The organism is Streptomyces sp. NPDC093591 (assembly GCF_044764885.1).
In the GTDB taxonomy this organism is placed as follows: Bacteria; Actinomycetota; Actinomycetes; order Streptomycetales; family Streptomycetaceae; genus Streptomyces.
The window spans coordinates 134,505-151,590 of the sequence record NZ_JBIWIY010000014.1 but is presented as its reverse complement, the minus strand read 5'-3'; the positions used below and the strand labels follow the sequence as shown (position 1 = coordinate 151,590).

The window sequence follows — 17,086 nt, the reverse complement described above, 5'->3', positions numbered from 1 at the left end:
CCCTGCACCCGGCCCTGCACCCCGGTCCGGCGCCCGGGCCCACGCCCCGACCTACGCCCCGGTGCCGCCGCCCACCACCTCGTCGACATAGGCCTCCGCCTCCACCCGCAGCAGCCCGTGGGCCTCCAGGAACAGCTCGTGGGCCTGGCGGCCGACCCAGCCCTCGGGCAGCAGCTCGGGCGGCAGGTCGGGGTCCCGGAAGGGGAACATGCGGTAGTCGTGGACCAGGCGCATGCGCTCGACCAGCGCGTCCCGGCCGCGCATCTCGCCGGCGCGGTAGCCGGCGAGGCGGGGGCGGTAGCGGTCGAGGAGTTCGCCGTACTCCTTGTTCAGGGCCGTCAGGTCCCACGAGCGGGTGGCCATGTCCCGGTCGGCCGCGGTGCCTTCGGAGCGGGCGTGCAGGGCATCGATGCGTACCGAGGGATGGTCGGCGAAGCTCTCCCTGACCTGGGCGATCCGGTCGTGCGGGCTGATCCACACCGACGCCGACAGCAGGCCGAAGCCGAGCCAGGACAGTTCCTTGCGCAGTTGTTCGCGCAGAGCCCTGTCAGCCTCGGGCACCGAGTAGATGACCATGTGCCACTGGCCGTCCCACGGACCCCGGGCCCGCCCGAAGATCCGCTCCCGGCCCTCGTCGAGCAGCCGCCAGGAGGCGTCGGTGAGGGCGTAGACGGTCTCGCGCCCCTCCCGGCTGCTGTCCAGCCAGCCCTCCTTGCGCATCCGGGCGGCCACCACCCGGACCGTGCTCTCGGGGATGTCGAAGCAGTCCATGAGGGCGACCAGACCGCGCAGCCGAACCTCGCCTCCCCGGTAGCGCAGATAGTCGCCGAACAGGTCGAAGACCAGCGAACGCGGTTTCACAAGCACCTCCATGAGGCCCGCAGGGCCCCACCCCTATACGCGTCAACCACTTGACGATCGTCTCACAGACGATCGATATTTCACCCATGCGACGGCCGTCTTCAGGACGGCACCTTTTCTGGGGCCCCGGGCCCCCTCCGTCGAAGGAGACGGCATGGCAGAGACCTTCGTCCTCATCTCCGGCGCCTGTCACAGCGGCTGGACCTGGCGCCTGGTCGCCGAGCGGCTGCGCGCCGCCGGTCACCGTGTGCTCGCCCCTGACCTGCCCGGCCTCGCCGACGGGGACGACCCGCGCGCGCACAGCCTGGCGGACGTCGGGGACTTCATCGTCGACCTCGTCGAGCGGCACGACCTGCGGGACGTCACCCTGGTCGGCCACAGCTGGGGCGGCTACCCGCTCACCGCGGCCGCGCCCCGCCTGGCGCTCCGCCTGCGCAAACTCGTCTACTGGAGCGCGTTCGTCCCGGCCGAGGGGCGGTCCCTGATGGACGAGGTCCCGCCGCACTACGCGGAGATGTTCCGGCAGCTGGCGGCCGCGTCCGGGAACGACGGCATCCTCTTCCCGTACGAGGTGTTCACCTCGGCCTTCATGCAGGACGGCGACGAGAGCGCCCAGCGCCTGGTCCACGGCCTGCTGGTGCCGCAGCCCCTGCGCTACTTCACCGAGACCGTCACCCCCGTCGACCCGGCCGCACTCGGCGTGCCCGCCTCCTACGTGGTGGGCAGCGAGGACCTGGCCCTGCCCCCGGGCGAGTACGGCTGGACCCCCCGCTTCCCGCAGCGCCTCGGCCCCGACACCCCGGTCGTCGAGTACGCCGGCACCCACGAGGCCCAGTTCACCCGGCCCGACGAACTGACGGCCGCCCTGCTCAAGGCGTAGTGGCTCCGCTCGGACGACGAATCCGCCCCGGCCGCTGTCACGCGGCCGGGGCGGTTGCCGTGCGCGGGGTGGCGGTGCGACCCTCAGGCCGTCCCCACCGCCGCCGCGTCCGGCGCGGGGGAAGCGGCTCGGGCGCCCTTGGGGAGCAGGAACACCATCAGCGCGCCGACGGCCGCCGGGATGGCGAAGGCGTAGAAGTTCCACTCCGTGGCCAGGTCGGAGGCGAGCAGGAAGCCGCCGAAGGTGGGTCCGACGACCGCGCCGAGCCGTCCGATGCCCAGCGTCCAGCCCAGCGCGGTCGCGCGGACCTCGGGCGGGAAGTGCATGGCGACGTAGGCGTTGACCATGATCTGGGTGCCGATGGTGCCGAATCCGGCGACCGCCACCAGCACGTACATCACCCACGCGGCCGTGGGTGAGCTCAGCAGGTAGATGGACAGGGCCGCCGCGGTGAAGGTGACCGCGGTCACCGGCCTCATGCCCATCCTGTCGCCGATCGGCGCCACCAGGACGGAACCGGCCGCCGCACCCACGTTCATCATCACCAGGAAGAGCAGCGAGCTGGACAGCGGATAGCCGGCCGCCTTCATGATCTGCGGAAGCCAGGTGTTGAGTCCGTACACGAGCAGCAGACCGAAGAAGCTGGTGACCGCGAACAGCGCGGCGGGCCCGAGGTGGCGCCGGGTGAACAGGGCCGCGACCCCTCGCTTCGCGCCCGGACCGGCGGGTGTCGCCTTGGCGGCGAGGTAGCTCGTGGACTCCGGCAGGTACCGCCAGAGCAGGGGGACGACGGTCACGAGCGGGAGCGCACCGATCCAGAACATGATCCGGAAGCCGAACTCCGGCATCAGCGCCAGGGCAAGTACGGCGGACAGGATCCCGCCGACGGGGTAGCCGGAGAACATCAGCGCGTTGTTGAGGCTGCGTCGGTGCGCGGCCGAGTACTCGGCGGTCAGGGCGATCGCGGTGGGCATCACGCCGCCGAGGCCGAGCCCGCCGAGCAGCCGGAACAGGCCGAACAGTTCGGCGCTCGGGGCCAGCGCGCAGGCCGCCATGGCCAGCGAGAACCAGCTGACGCAGATCAGCAGCACCTTCCGCCTGCCGACGAGATCGGTCACCGCGCCCGCGACCAGCGCTCCGACCAGCATCCCGATGAGGGCGTAGCTGCCGATCATGCCGGCCTCGGTGGGGGTCAGCCCCCAGGGCTGGTACTGCAGCAGGGCCGGAACGACGGCCCCGTAGACGATGAGGTCGTAACCGTCGAACAAGATCACCGCGAAGCACAGCCCCAGGACCGTGAGTTCGCTGCGGCTTGCGGCACTTCTGGAACGGACGTCTTCTGGCTTCATTGCCCTCACCACTCCCGAGCGGTTCCTGTGTGGTACGCCACCGGCGCCATCGGAGTATGTGTCAATCAAAAAACGGACGTCAATAATCTGTCACGCATTGGTTTTGGCGGCTCGATGGGGTACATCAGGCTCGCGAGACAGTCAACGCAGGTGACAGCGTCGGACAGGGTGGCGATCGAGGCGCGAACGGGAGAGAACTCGATGAGATCTGCGGTCGACCGTCCATGATCTGTTCACTCCGAAGCGGAGCAGCGACTCGGGTGACAGCGGTCCCCGGCCGGAGTGCCCACCCTGATCTTCACAGCCGACCGGCCGCCCATTAATGTTTCGCCGCTGCCGTGCGGATGAGTGATGACGCCGTCCGTTCACCTCGGGGGAGAGGTCCGGCGGCCACTCATTCACTGTGGGGGCACATTGAACACGCGTACGCGCCGCATACTCGCGGCGCTCACCGGGGTCGCCGCGCTCGCGGCGGGCCTCGTCACGGCGGTTCCGGGGTCGGCGGCGGCCGCCTCGGGCAGTTGGGCGGCGACCGACGGGAAGCTGCTGTACACCCAGTTCCGCGGAGATATGGCGTTCGTCAACCCCGACGGCACCTCATGGCGCTCGTTCAGCCCGACCGGCGACCAGGGCGCCTGGTCCGCGGACGGCAGCCAGGTCGCGTTCGTGAACCCGTACGACGACCACATCCGCACGGCGTGGGCCGACTCGGAGAGCACCGGCGTCGACATCGCCATGCCGACGGGCAGCGGATGGCATCCGACCGACCCGACCTTCCGGTACGGCGGCGGCGAGATCGTCTTCACGGCGGGCGGCCGACTGCGGCTGACCGCGGCCGACGGAACCCGCGCGCCCAAAGCGCTGTTCGGCACCGACGTCGACGGCTGCGACTCCAAGCCCAGCGGCGCCGTCAACGGCATGCTGGCCTTCGTGCGCACCGGCACGAGCTGCGCCACCACCGGCACTCCCGCCGTGTGGGTCCACAACGGCCGTACCGGCGCCTTCACCAAGCTGGCCGACGACGCGAACGACCCGAGCATCTCCCCGGACGGCCAGTCGGTGGCCTTCACCCGGTCCGTCGACGGACACAAGCAGCTCTTCACTGTCAGGACGGACGGCACCGGGCTGACCCAGCTCACCACGGACGCCGTCGACCACCACCGGCCCGCCTGGTCGCCGCGGGGCGACCGGATCGCGTACGACATCTACTTCACCGGCAGCCCGGACACCGGCCCCAGCGGCCCGCAGGTGTGGATCCACGACCTCGGCACGGGCACGGCCACGCGGGTCCCCCAGGGCGACGGCACCGACGTGGCCTGGCAGCCGCTCCGTGACAACGCGATCTCCCGCGTCTGGGGCTCCGACACGTACGACACCAACATCGCCGCGTCCAAGTGGACCTGGAACACGGTGGGCACCACCACGCCCGGCCTGAGCAATGCGGGCGCGGCCGTGCTCATCAGCAAGTCCGACGCCGCCTACGCCACCACCGCCACCTCGCTGGCCGGCAAGAAGCGCGGGCCGGTGCTGATGACCTCCGGCACGGCGGTCGACTCCGCGGTGCAGACGGAGCTCAAGCGCATGCTGCCGAAGGGGAAGACCGTCTATCTGGTCGGCGGCACCAAGGTCCTCAGCAGCGCGGTGGCGTCCAAGGTGACCTCGCTCGGGTACGTGGCCAAGCGGCTGTCCGACGTCTCGCGCTACTCCACCTCGGTGGCCGTGGCCAAGGCCGTCACCAGCACGCCGAAGTACGTGTTCCTGGCGACGGGCACCACCTACCACAACGCCCTGGCGGCGAGCTCCGCCGCCGGTGCGATGGGCGGTTCGGGGGCCGCCGTCGTCCTGCTGACCGAGGGGTCGACCATGACCGCGTCGGTCTACGGCTACCTCAACAAGTACAGCCCGAGCACGACCAAGATCATCACGGTGGGGACCGACGCGGAGTCGGCGCTGACCAAGGCGTACAAGGCCGGCAAGATGCCGAACTGGCCCAGCTCGTACACCTACTACCGGATCGCCGGCGGCACACCGCAGTCGAACGCCACGCGCCTCGCCCGGTTCTGGTGGTCGCTGCCGTCCAACGCCTCGGTGGCCTCCGTGGGCAGCTGGCGCGGCGGCGTCTCCGCGGCGTCGGCGATGACCACCTACGGTCCGCTGCTGTGGACGGACGTGACCTCGCTGCCGTACGACACCAAGCGGTACCTGATGGGGATGTCGTCGAGCCTGCACCACGTGGCCGTCTTCGGCGGCAACGGATCGGTCGACGCGTCCCTCCTTCCCAAGATCGGTGCGGCCATCGGCGTGGGGACCCACTACGCCTACACGCCGTACTACAAGGGCGTGGCGCCGCAGACGCCGACCGCTCAGTCGCTGTCCGCCGGGGCCCGGTCGGCGCCGAGCCCGGACCTCGGCTCCCTGCGGGTGACGGCCACGAAGTAGCCCGTACGGCCCGAAGAGGGCCACACGGCAGCGTGGGGGCGTCCGGCACCGTGCCGGACGCCCCCACGCGCCTTTCGGCGTGAGCCGGGACTCAGCTGCCCAGGACCGAGCCGAACTCGGCGTTCGGGTAGGTGAAGCCGAAGGCCCGCTCGCTGAAGGAGACCGCGCCGGTCGTCGTCAGGCCGGTGGCCGAGCCGCGCAGCACCCAGTCACCGCCGTCCCGCGTCGACCCGGCGAAGACGTCCTCGCCCTTCCCCGCGATCGCCAGGTCGGCCGCGCCGCTGCCGTCGACGTCGGCGATCCGCACGGCGGAACCGAACCAGTCGTCCGCCTCGGCGGCGCCGGGCACCCCGCTGGTGGTCTGGTAGAACGCCTGCGCTCCGGTGCCGGTCAGGCCGGTCGCCGAGCCCTTGAGCAGGGCCGCACCGCCGGTCTGCGCCACGGTGCCGACCGCCTCGCCGGGCACGCCGACCGCCACGTCCGCGTAGCCGTCGCCCGTGACGTCGCCGACGGCGAGGGACGCGCCGAAGTTGTCGCCGGGCTCGTTCGAGCCGGGGACGCCGGCGGTGTTCTGGTCGAGGGTGGCGGTGCGGTGGGCGCCTAGGCCCTCCGGGCTGCCGTAGCGGACGTGGACGAAGCCCGCGGCGTCCGAGTACTCGCCCGTGGTGGTCGCCGACGCGGGGATGTGGCCGGTGACGAGGTCGGCGTAGCCGTCGTGGTCGACGTCGCCCGCGGCGGCCGCGACGGTCGGGGCCTCCGTCGCGTCGGCGGTGCCGGAGGCCGGGTCGGTCACCCAGACCTCGTCGAGGGTGGCGGCGCCCCAGGTGTAGACGCCGGTGTGCTGGCAGCCGCCCGTGGTGCCGTCGCAGTTCTCGGGACCGGTGACGACGAGCTGGGCACGCCCGGCACCCGTGAAGTCTCCGGCGGTGAGGGTGCGGGGCTCGATGTAGGAGGAGAAGTACTTGGAGTACTGGGCGCCGGTCGGCGCCGTACGGCCGGACAGGTCGTCGTACGCCCACAGCCTGTTGCGGCTGAGGGCGGCGAGCTGCGGGGTGCCGTCGCCGTCGAGGTCGGCGACCACGACCTTCTTGCCGAAGTCCTTCTCGGCGTCCCACTGGCTGGTGGCGAGCGGGCTGGCGATCGTGATGCCGTCGCCGCTCAGGCCGTTCGCACCGCCCCACAGGACGGTGAGGGTGCCGTAGGAACTGCTGTTGGGCGCCCGCTCGCCGGGCGCGCCGACGACGAGGTCGGTGTAGCCGTCGCCGTCGAGGTCACCGGTGGCGTAGGCGCTGCCGAAGAGCTCGTTGGACGAGGCGTCACCCGGAACCCCGGCGGAGTTCTGGGTGAGGGTCGCCGAACGGGCGGGGGACACGCCGCCGGCGGAGCCGTAGAGGACGGTGACCGAACCGGCGGCCGGGTAGCTGCCGACGGGGGCTGCGGGGGTGGCCACGACGAGGTCGGCGACACCGTCGCCGTTGAAGTCGTCGGCCTTGGGGGTGACCGCGCTCGCCGTGGGGACGAGGGTGAGGGTGAGGCCCGCGGCCGCCGCGGCGACGGCCACGGCGACGGAGATGGTGCGTAGGCGCAAGACTGCTCCAGGTCCGGAGGACAGAGGTAGGCGTGGGGGGCCGTGTACATGACGCACAAGGGAAGCCAAGGGTTGTACACGGACGGGCACGCGTTCGGGCAGATCGCCCCCTCCTCAGTGGAACGGTCGTTCCCCTCCGCCTTGAGGGGCTCTCTCCTCTTCAGCGGCGTGCGGGTGCAGCGGGAGCGCCGTGGAGACTTCGAAGCCGCCTTCGGGGCGGTGACCGGCGCAGAGTTCACCGCCGATGGAGCGGGCGCGTTCGCGCATGCCCATGACGCCGAAGCCCCGGCTCTGCGCGGCCTCGGAGGCGGCGAGGGCCGCGGGGCCGTCGTTGCTGACCGTGATCATCAGGCGGGAGCCGGAGTACTCGAGCCGTACGTGCGCGGCTTCCGCGGCGGCGTGCTTGGTGACGTTGGTGAGCGCCTCCTGCACGATCCGGAACGCGGTCAGGTCGACCCCCGGTGACAGGGGCTGCGGCTCCCCCTCGGTGGTGACCGTGATCCTCAGTCCGGCGGACTCGCACGCCGATACCAGTTCGGGCAGGCGGGCGAGGCCCGGCGACGGCTCCAGCGGGGCGGCGGCCGGGTCGTCGTTCTGCCGCAGCAGCCCCAGCGTGGCCTTCAGCTCGCGCAGCGCGGAGGAGGTGGTGCCGGTGAGATCCGTGAGGATCTTCTTGGTCTGCGCCGGGTTGTCGAGCGCGAGGTGCGCGGCCGTACCGGCCTGGGCGTTGGCCAGGGCCAGATGGTGGGCGACGACGTCGTGCAGCTCACGGGCGATACGCATGCGCTCCTCGGTGACGCGCAGCCGGGCCTCCTCCTCCCGGGTGCGCTCGGCGTGCTCGGCACGGGCCTGGACCGAGTTCAGATAGGCGCGCCGCAGCTGCGTCATCTTGCCGGCGGCCAGCGGCAGCAGCAGCCAGAAGAACGGGCCGATCGTCCTGAGCAGCAGCGACAGATGGTCCATGGAGTCGGCGAACACGGCCGCGAGCATCACGGCCAGCATGGTGGCGATGCCGTAGGCGCGGGTGGTCGTGCGGTCGGTGAGCGAGGCCAGCCAGTAGAGCGCCGCCATGATCGGTGCCAGCAGCAGCGGAGTGAGCAGGTAGCCCTGCGCGACCGCGATCACCGTGCAGACCGCGGTGACCGTGACCGTCGTGCGCGGGTGGGTGCGGTGCTTGAGCAGGGCGAGACAGGCCACGGCCATGAGGACGACGGCGGTCTTGTCGTTGTCCGGTGGGTCGGCGTTGGGCAAAGTGAGTGCGCTGCCGAGGGTCGCGCACCCCATCACCGCGAGGGCCAGCGCCAGGTCGACGAGGAGGTGGTGGCGTGCCGCGAACTCCTCGAGGCGATCGGCGTAGCGCCGCTCCTGGCTGATGCTCATCCGGTTCATCCGGCTCTCGGACATCGGGCTCTCCGGTCGGTGGGGCTGGGTCCATGGTGGTCGACTTGGGGTGGGAATGCCCGAGGGGCCGCCCGTGTCCTTCGCCACGGGCGGCCCTGGTGGAGGTGGGGCGGTCGGATCAGGTGCGCGCCGGTTCCAGGTCGGCCGGGGCGTCCGCCGCGGGCTCCGCCTCCGGCCGGCGGCTGAGCGCCTCGCCCTCCACATCCACCCGGGGCAGGATCCGGTCCAGCCACTTCGGCAGCCACCAGGCCTTGTCGCCGAGCAGGGCGAGGACGGCAGGCACGATCGCCATCCGTACGACGAAGGCGTCGAGGAGCACGGCGGAGGCGAGCCCGAACCCGATCATCTTGATCATGGAGTCGCTCTCCCCGATGAACCCGGCGAACACCGCGATCATGATCAGGGCCGCGGCCACGACCACGCGGGCGCTGTGCCGGAAGCCCGACGTGACCGCCTGCCGGGCCGACTCGCCGTGGACGTACGCCTCCCGCATCCGGGAGACGAGGAAGACCTCGTAGTCCATGGCGAGCCCGAAGACGATGCCCACCAGGAAGATCGGCATCAGGCTCATGATCGGCCCGGTCTGCTCCACGCCCAGCAGCTCGGCGCCGTGCCCCTGCTGGAAGACGACGACGACCGCGCCCAGAGAGGCCAGCACCGACAGCAGGAACCCGAGCGCCGCCTTCAACGGGACGAGCAGCGACCGGAAGACCACCAGCAGCAGGACGATCGCGAGCCCCACCACGACGATCAGATACGGCACCAGCGCGGCCTGCACCTTGTCCGAGATGTCGATGTTCAGCGCGGTGGTGCCGGTGACCTCGAAGGTCGCCCCGGTCTCGGCCTCGATCCCGCTCCGCTCGTCCCGGATGGTGGTCACCAGGTCCTTGGTCTTCTCGTCGGTCGGCGCGGTGGAGGGCACGACCGAGAAGACGGCGGTGTCACCGGCGTCGTTGAAGCGCGCCGGGGAGACGGATACGACCCCCTCCGTGCCGCCGATCTCCTCGGAGACGGTCGTGACCGCGCCCTTCGGATCGGCGTCGCCCTTGACGTCCACGACGACGGTCAACGGCCCGTTGAAGCCCGGCCCGAAAGCCTCGGCGAGCGCGTCGTAGGCCCGGCGCTCGGTGGTGGAGGTCGACTTGGCCTCGTCGCCGGGCATGCCCAGCTGAAGCTCGGTCATCGGCACCGCGAGCGCGCCTAGGCCCAGGACGCCGAGGAGCAGCACCGGCAGTGGCCGGCGCAGCACGAACCGCGCCCAGCGGGTACCGCCGTTGTCGTCCCGGGTTTCCGCCGTACGGCCGCTCTTGCGGGCCTTCCTCGGCAGCACTGCGTTCGGCCAGAAGCCGAGGAAGGCGGGGACCAGCGTCAGCGCGATGAACACGGCCACGACGACCGCGCCCGCCGCGGCCAGCCCCATCTTGGTGAGCATCGGAATCCCGACGACCGAGAGCCCCGCGAGCGCGATGACGACGGTGAGCCCCGCGAACACGACCGCCGACCCGGCCGTACCGACGGCCATCCCGGCCGCCTCCTGCGGCGTACGGCCCTTGGCGCGCTCCTCCCGGTACCGCGAGACGACGAACAGGGCGTAGTCGATGCCGACCGCGAGGCCCAGCATCATGGCGAGGGTGCCGGTCGTGGTGGACAGGCCGAGGGCGTCGGACAGGGCGAGGATGGTGGCCATGCTGACGCCGACGCCGATGACGGCGGTCAGCAGGGGCAGTCCGGCGGCGGCGAGGGACCCGAAGGTGACGAGGAGTACGACGGCGGCGATCGCGATGCCGATGACCTCGGCGGCGCCGCCCGCACCGCCCCCGTCGTCCATCGCGCTGCCACCGGCCTCGACGGTCAGCCCCGCGTCCCGGGCCTCGTCGATCGTCCGCTCCAGGTGGGTCCGGCTGGCGTCGGTGAGGTCGTTGGCCGCGACCTTGTAGGTGACGGTCGCGTACGCCGTCGTCCCGTCCTTGCTGACCGCCTTCGCCTGGAACGGGTCGGCGACGCCCGCGACCTGCGTGCCGTCGCCCAACTCGGCCACGGCCTCCTCGACGGCCTGCTTGTTCTCGGTGGCGGTCACCTTCTCGCCGCCCGGCGCGACGAAGACGACCCGCGCGGTGGCGCCGTCGGCCGTCGCGCCCGGGAAGCGCTCCTCCATCAGGTCGAACGCCTTCTGCGACTCGATGCCCGGCATCGAGAACTCCTCGTCGGAGGCTCCCGGCGCCTTCAGGGCACCCAGTCCGACGGCGGCCAGGACGGCCGCCCAGACCAGGGCGACGTACCAGCGCCGCCGGAAGGCCAGACGGCCCACTCGATACAGGAAAGTAGCCACGGCAGGGGGTCTCCACATCTGGGACTCGAACGTGTGCCCAGGCTGTCCGGAGCGGGGGTGTCCTGTCGTCGTGCGGCTGCCGACAATCGCGGCTACTGAGAATGCAGTACGGACCGGGCGATACGTCCGCCATGGGTACGACGGGGGCGGCGCTGGGCGGCGGGTAGGAGATGACCTCGCCGCAGGCCGTGGGACGGCGGACCCAACCACGACCGCCACGCACCGCCGCGCCGGGCTGACTCCTTCTTTCGGGTCTTGTCCATGAACGGCTCGAACTGCGTTCAGCCCGGTCCGCTGATCTGGGCGGTCACCGCTGCCGCGCTCCTCGTCCGGCTCCGGTCGTGATCAGAGAGCCGGATCCGACGGCCCCACGATCGCCCGCAGCGCCGCGAGGTGCCCCTGGTAGGCGTCCCGGCCTCGCCTGGTCAGGTGGAGCCACACGCGCTGCCGGGTGTCGCGGACGGCCTTGCGCTGCTCGACGTAACCGGCGTCCATCAGCACGGTGACGTGCTTGCTCAGCGCGGAGGCGGAGAGGTCGAGTTGCTTTTGGACCAGGCCGAACTCCGCCTCGCCCACGGTGTCCAGGAGGGCGCAGATGCGCAACCGGTGCGGGGCGTGGATGGTGGTGTCGAAACCCCCCAGAGGGTCGTGGTTCTCGGCGCTCACGCGGTCTTCCGGTGCAGGCGGACGAAGGCAAGGTGGAAGCCGACGGACACGGCGGCACCGATCAGCGAGGCCGCGATCAGCCACACCGGCCATCCGGTGACTCGGAACGCGAACGCCGCCCCCACCAGCAGCACGGGCAGGCCGACCGCGAGTGGCACGGTCGCCCGCTTCGGCAGCACGTCGAACCGCAGCGCCACCCCGGTCTTGTCACGCCACGCCTTGGCCGCGACGGCGAAGAGCGCCCCGTACACCGCGGTGGTCGCCAGCATGATGCCCATCCAGACGGGGCCCGGCAGTAGCCAGTCCGGGTCGGCCATGGCGCCTCCGTAGGTGATGGGGAGCGCGGCCACGTAGAGCGTGAGCGTGATGAAGAACCAGTTCGGCCACGGTGTGGCCGACAGCGCTGCGGCGGAGGCCCGGATGTGCTCGGTGTCAGCCAGCGCGGAACGGGCCTGCTCCGGCGTCAGTCGTACCCCGTTAGTTTCCATGACGGAAAGAGTAGCGACTAGTTTCCAGTACGGAAAGTGGAAAGTTTCCAGTACGGCAAGTGAACGGCGGCGCGCTGCCCTTAGGCCCGCCATCGGGCTGGAGGCCCCCTCTTCACGCCTTGGACGGCCCACGGGCGGCAACCAACCGTGGTGGCCGCCCGTGCGGAGGAGCGACATCCGCGCCCAGGACCGGTCGCCGACCCAAGGCCATCCGCCGCCGGCCCAGGCTCAGCCGAAGAGTGCCACCCTCGGATGCACCGTCCCCTCGGCCTGCGGATCGAGGACGGTGATCCGGTAGACCTCGGTGAGGGTGTCCCCCGCGTGCAGCGTGCGCTGGGCGGTGGTGAGGTCGGTGAACAGGGTGCCCGTCTGGGTGCCGAGGGACTCGGTCTCCCAGCAGCCCGTCGCCGTCCGCCGCTCGACCCGGATGTCCGACGGGTCCAGGAACGGCCCGGCGTCCGGGGACTCCACCAGGAGCTGCGGGGCGACCGTGCGGTCCGCCGACGATGCGTTGCGGTAGGTGAGTGTGACCTCATGAGCGGTGTCGTCGGCGACGAGGGTGCTCGTCGGCAGGTCCACGAACTCGGTGGGTATGGCCGTGGACGCCGCGGTGGCGGTCGACGTCCGGGGTGCGGCTGCTGCGGCTGGTCCTGCCGCGGCCAGGCCGGCGAGCGCCACCATGAGGGCCAGGGCGGCGACACGGGGGCGGCTGTTCTTCAACGACACGTTCGCTGATCCTTCGGATTGGCTCGGGTGTTGACCGGTCTTCCCCCCGTCCATGGCTGCCGCCAGAGACATCACCAAGACTACGCAAGCCGGTTCGGACCCGGCTCGGCAGGCCGGTGGGCGGGTGGAGTGGAAAGAGAGGCGGAGCGGGCCGGGTTGCGGGCCTATCCGATGTCGACCACCCGTGCCCACGCGGGCGGTGAGTCCGGCACGTAGTCGGGATCGTCCTCGTTGTACCGCCGGAAACCATGCTGTCGAGGGAACAGGCCCACCACCGTCCGGCACGGCGGCCGTGTGCTCGGCCATGGAGTCTGACCGTCCGTCAGGGCCACGATCACATCGGGCCGGGGCCGCGCCCTCAGCGCCCTGTCGAACCCGGCACGCAGATCCGTCCCCCCGCCCCCGACCAGCGGAATCCCCTCGGCCCGGCACAGCCGGTGCACGCCCTGGTCCGCCGCATCGCACGGCACCACACTGACCAGGTCGCGCCGGCCGCCCACGGCACGGGAGATGGCGGCGACCTCCAGCAGCGCACTGCCCAGTTCGGCGTCACTGACCGAGCCGGAGGTGTCGATGACGACGCTGACGCGGGGCGGCCTGCGGCGCAGGCTGGGCAGGACGGCGCCGGGCACGGAGGCCGACCGGCGCGACGGGCGGCCGTACGTGTAGTCCTCGCCGGCACCCGGGCCGGAGGCCGCCGAGCGGACCGCCGCGCCCAGCAACTCCCGCCACGGCTGCGGCGGATGGAACGCCTCCTCCGCCCACCGCTGCCACCCCTGCGGGGCGTGCCCCGGGCGCCCGGTGATCCCCTGCGCCACCCGGAACCGGACCGCGTCCCGTTCCCGCGCACTGAGCCCGTGCCCGCCGTCGGCCCCGAGGTCCCACTCCCGCTCCAGCCCGTCGGCGCCGCTGCCGCAGTCCAGCCAGGCCAGATCCTGCGTCCGCGGGCCCAGCCGGAACTGGCGCAGATAGTCCTCCATCAGCTCGCCCTCGGGCAGCATCAAGTCCGCCGGCTCGACGGCGCCTTCGGGCCGGGCCAGCCCGTCGCCGTACACGTCGTCGTTGATCTCGCAGTCCGCGGCGATGTTCATCCGCAGCCGCTCCCCCGGCCCGGTCAGCCCGCGCTCACGCGCCACCCGGTCGCCGCGCCCGTGATGGTCACGCAGCAGATGGGACACCTCGTGCACCCACACCCCGGCCAACTCCTCCACCGGCGTCCGCTCCACGAACACCGGCGAGACATAGCACCGCCAGTGCCGGTCCACCGCCATCGTCGGCACCCGCCGCGACTCCACGACGTGCAGCGCGAAGAGCGCCGTGGCCAGGTAGGGGCGGACGCGGGCGGCGTGCAGCCGGGCGGCGAAGAGCTTGTCGCGGTCCAGGGGGCGAGGTCCGGGGACCACCGTCGCCCCGGCGGTCCCGGGCATGCCTGGGGGCGTCCCCACCTCATCCCCACTCATCGCCCCACCTCCGCGGCGACCGCCGCCGTCCGTCCCGCCGCGCGATCGGCTCGCCGGGACAGGGACACCACTCCGGCGAGTTGCTCGATCGACGGCGGCACGTCCCAGTCCTCCTGCCGCAGCGAGGCGAGCGTGGACGCGGGGACGACGACCAGGTCCGGTGCCCCGGTCTCCACCGCCCGCACCAGCAGCGCCCACGCCGCGTCCCAACGGGACCTCTCGGGGCGCGCCCGCACCGCCTCCACCACTCCGTCGAGCGCGGCCTGCCGCAGGTCCCCCCGCTCGGGCAGTTCGGCACCGGCCGGGTCGGCGAGCAGCACCTCGGGGTCCGGCAGGTCCATCCGGTCCACGCACGCCAGCAGCTCCAGCCCGGGCCCGTCCCCCACCGTGCCCCTGACCAGCAGCGAGAGCACGTCCCGCGAGGAACCGGCGGCGGTCGCGAAGGCGATCAGACGCTGCGTCATCTCCCAGCTGCGCGGGGAGGGCCACGCCCCACCGCGACGCGCCTCACTGCTGGGCAGCCGGTGCACGAGACCCGGCCGCCCGGAGAGCAACCCGCACACCGCGCGCCGGGCGAAGTCCACCGCCTCCGGCAGCTTCCGGTGGTCGAGCCGCGGCAGGGTCGCCCGGGGCCAGGTCCCGCCGAGTCCGCGTACGACGACCTCGTGATCGTGGGCCCACTGCAGATGGACGAACCGGTTGGCCAGCGGCGCGCTCAGCTCCCAGCCGTCGGCCGCCGAGGACCGCGGGTTGGCGGCGGCCACGATCCGCACACCCGGAGGCAGCCGCAACGCCCCGACCCTCCGCTCCAGCACGAGCCGCAGCAGCGCGGCCTGCACGGCGGGCGGCGCGGTGGACAGCTCGTCCAGGAACAGCAGCCCCCGCCCGGCCTTCACCAGCCGTACCGCCCAGTCCGGCGGGGCCATCGGGACGCCCTGTTCGGCGGGGTCGTCGCCGACGACGGGCAGCCCGGAGAAGTCGGACGGCTCGTGGACGCTCGCGATCACCGTGGTCAACGGGAGGTCGAGAGCGGCGGCGAGCTGCGTCAGGGCGGCGGTCTTGCCGATGCCCGGCTCGCCCCAGAGGAGAACGGGCAGATCGGCGGCGACGGCCAGGGTGAGCGCCTCCAGCTGGGTGTCGGGGCGGGGCTCGGTGGTGGTGTCGTTGAGGAGGGCCAACAGGTCGGCGGCTACGTCGAGTTGGGAGGGGGACGGCTGGGTCTGGGTGCATGTGGGCATGTGGGGTCACCTGTGGGTTTCGTGAGGGCAGGGCGGGGCGTACGGAGATGCGGGCGTACGGGCGTACGGGATGCAGAGGAGGACGGCGGTAAAAGATCGATCGGGTTCAGGTCACTCGGGTCAGGGAAACGTCGCGTGGCGAGGGCGCGCGCGGTGGTCGCGGGGACGGCCGCGCTCGCCGGCGTCGAAGCCCCTGCGGCCCGGTCCCGGACCGGCCAACCCGGCCCTGAACAGCCCGTACGTGATCCGCTGCCGCGCGGCCGCCGCCAGTTCGTCCCGCAGCGCACCGTCGCGCAGCACCGCGTCCGGACCCAGCAGCCCCTCGACGACGGCCAGGGCACCGGCGGTGTCGCCGTGGCAGAGGCGTTCACGGACGTCGGGCAGACAGGCCGGCTGCCGGTGCGCCTCGTCGATGGCCTGGAGGCAGGGCAGCGGCGTGCCGGTGAGGGCGGCCAGCAGTTCCTCCCGCCGGATCTCGGCCGGGTCGTGGTCCAGCGGTGCCAGTACGCCGTCGACCAGACCGATCCGGTGCCGGGCACCCCGGCACTCGACGAGGCGTGGCTGCCCTGCCCGACCAGGGGTCGGCAAGGGCCGGGACGGCGGCGGACGATCCGGTACGAGGGCGGAGGCGACGAGCGGATGCAGCCGGCCGGCCTCGATCGCACCGGCCCGGAGCAACTCCAGGTCGGGCAGCACCCAGGTGGCCGCGTCGGGCAGCACGGGCAGCGCGGAGGCACGGCCCTTGCCGGCCGCCGGGATCCGCAGTACGGGCGGTCCACCGCCACGACCGCCGCCCGCATCGCCCTGACCCTCCCCGTCCCCGAGCAGCTCCAGGACCAGCCGATGCCGTCCCCCCAACCGCACGAGCAGGGCACCCTCGGACCGCCCTTCGGCGCGAAGCAGTATCCGCGCCTCGTCCACCCACCGGTCGACGGCACAGCTGCGCCCGTACCGCAGCGTCCTCCCGAGCAGCTCCTGATCCGGCCCGGGTGAGTCACTGCCGGGGCGGCCACCTCTGGACGCCCCGGACCGTATCCGCAGCTCACCGGCCCTACTGGCATCCCAAAGGTGCCGGTGCAGATCAAGGCGGAACCGCCGGTTCGGGCGGGGATGCGGGTGCCGACGGGCACCGTCATCCCCTCCTCCCGCCACCCCGGCCCGCGAGCCGCCCCACCACGCGAGGCTGATCCGCTGACCGGCATCCGCCCAGGCGGGCGGAGTCCGCACCACGAGCTGCGGCGGCCGTTCGCCGTCCCGCCCCACCCCGTCGTACCGGGCCAGAGCGAGGGTCAGCCCGGGGCGCAGCAGCCCATCGGGAGCGATCCTCGGCATGTGCCAGCGCAGCAGGTCGGGGGCGAGATGCCGAAGGTCGGCCCGGACTCGCGCGGCCGTCTCCCGGCCGTGGTCACGCGCCACGGAACGCAGGCTGAGATCGACATCGATCCCCGCGGCGGCACACGCCCCCGCCCAGTCCCCGGCGAGCCGGCGGGCGGTCGCGGTCTCGATCATGGAGGCCGGCACGGCAAACTCGCGCACGCGCGGCCAGAAGGAAAGCTCGGAAAGCGGGGCATCCCCGTACGCGTTCTGAGTGCCCATCAGCACTCACCTTGCGCGGACGGGACCCCCAATCTGGCAACAGAGTGAGTCGTCATCGCGGGCGA

13 protein-coding genes are annotated in these 17,086 nt (G+C 72.3%); 2 read left to right on the top strand and 11 right to left on the bottom strand.

Translation table 11 applies throughout. The features are described 5' to 3' along the window. Positions 1 to 51: 51 nt before the first annotated feature. On the bottom strand, positions 52 to 861 hold the full coding sequence (locus ACIREI_RS28255) for a PaaX family transcriptional regulator C-terminal domain-containing protein (RefSeq protein WP_403338399.1): 810 nt from the start codon (positions 859 to 861) through the stop codon (positions 52 to 54). Positions 862 to 1,015: 154 nt separating this feature from the next. Here ACIREI_RS28255 and ACIREI_RS28250 point away from each other — a divergent pair, with 154 nt between their 5' ends. Beyond that, entirely contained in the window at positions 1,016 to 1,741 is a 726-nt protein-coding gene (locus ACIREI_RS28250; protein WP_403338396.1) for an alpha/beta fold hydrolase, read from the top strand. Positions 1,742 to 1,824: 83 nt separating this feature from the next. On the opposite strand, the gene ACIREI_RS28245 is transcribed toward ACIREI_RS28250, so the two are convergent. Then, positions 1,825 to 3,090, bottom strand: a complete 1,266-nt coding sequence (locus ACIREI_RS28245) for an MFS transporter (protein WP_403338394.1) — start codon at positions 3,088 to 3,090, stop codon at positions 1,825 to 1,827. Between the two features lie 414 nt (positions 3,091 to 3,504). On the opposite strand from ACIREI_RS28245, the gene ACIREI_RS28240 reads away from it, so the two are divergent. Continuing rightward, the gene (locus tag ACIREI_RS28240) at positions 3,505 to 5,529 is read left to right on the top strand and encodes a cell wall-binding repeat-containing protein (protein ID WP_403338392.1); all 2,025 of its coding nucleotides are present in this window, start codon (positions 3,505 to 3,507) and stop codon (positions 5,527 to 5,529) included. Between the two features lie 91 nt (positions 5,530 to 5,620). On the opposite strand, the gene ACIREI_RS28235 is transcribed toward ACIREI_RS28240, so the two are convergent. The 9 genes from ACIREI_RS28235 to ACIREI_RS28195 all read right to left on the bottom strand — a co-directional run bounded on the left by ACIREI_RS28235 (position 5,621) and on the right by ACIREI_RS28195 (position 17,021). Continuing rightward, positions 5,621 to 7,117, bottom strand: coding sequence for an FG-GAP and VCBS repeat-containing protein (locus ACIREI_RS28235; RefSeq protein ID WP_403338389.1), 1,497 nt, complete (start codon positions 7,115 to 7,117; stop codon positions 5,621 to 5,623). A gap of 114 nt (positions 7,118 to 7,231) precedes the next feature. Then, on the bottom strand, positions 7,232 to 8,497 hold the full coding sequence (locus ACIREI_RS28230) for a sensor histidine kinase (RefSeq protein WP_403338750.1): 1,266 nt from the start codon (positions 8,495 to 8,497) through the stop codon (positions 7,232 to 7,234). 139 nt (positions 8,498 to 8,636) lie between these two features. Next, positions 8,637 to 10,847, bottom strand: coding sequence for an MMPL family transporter (locus tag ACIREI_RS28225; protein WP_403338386.1), 2,211 nt, complete (start codon positions 10,845 to 10,847; stop codon positions 8,637 to 8,639). 345 nt (positions 10,848 to 11,192) lie between these two features. After that, on the bottom strand, positions 11,193 to 11,513 hold the full coding sequence (locus tag ACIREI_RS28220) for a transcriptional regulator (RefSeq protein WP_403338383.1): 321 nt from the start codon (positions 11,511 to 11,513) through the stop codon (positions 11,193 to 11,195). Next, complete coding sequence (locus tag ACIREI_RS28215) at positions 11,510 to 12,001, bottom strand: hypothetical protein (protein ID WP_403338380.1); 492 nt, start codon at positions 11,999 to 12,001, stop codon at positions 11,510 to 11,512. Before ACIREI_RS28215 ends, ACIREI_RS28220 begins: the two co-directional genes overlap by 4 nt. A 228-nt stretch (positions 12,002 to 12,229) precedes the next feature. Continuing rightward, on the bottom strand, positions 12,230 to 12,727 hold the full coding sequence (locus tag ACIREI_RS28210) for a signal peptide protein (RefSeq protein ID WP_403338377.1): 498 nt from the start codon (positions 12,725 to 12,727) through the stop codon (positions 12,230 to 12,232). 164 nt (positions 12,728 to 12,891) lie between these two features. Next, entirely contained in the window at positions 12,892 to 14,154 is a 1,263-nt protein-coding gene (locus tag ACIREI_RS28205) for a VWA-like domain-containing protein (RefSeq protein ID WP_403338374.1), read from the bottom strand. Positions 14,155 to 14,183: 29 nt separating this feature from the next. Further along, positions 14,184 to 15,425, bottom strand: a complete 1,242-nt coding sequence (locus tag ACIREI_RS28200; protein WP_403338372.1) for an AAA family ATPase — start codon at positions 15,423 to 15,425, stop codon at positions 14,184 to 14,186. Between the two features lie 120 nt (positions 15,426 to 15,545). After that, the gene (locus ACIREI_RS28195; RefSeq protein ID WP_403338369.1) at positions 15,546 to 17,021 is read right to left on the bottom strand and encodes a hypothetical protein; all 1,476 of its coding nucleotides are present in this window, start codon (positions 17,019 to 17,021) and stop codon (positions 15,546 to 15,548) included. Between the last annotated feature and the right edge of the window lie 65 nt (positions 17,022 to 17,086).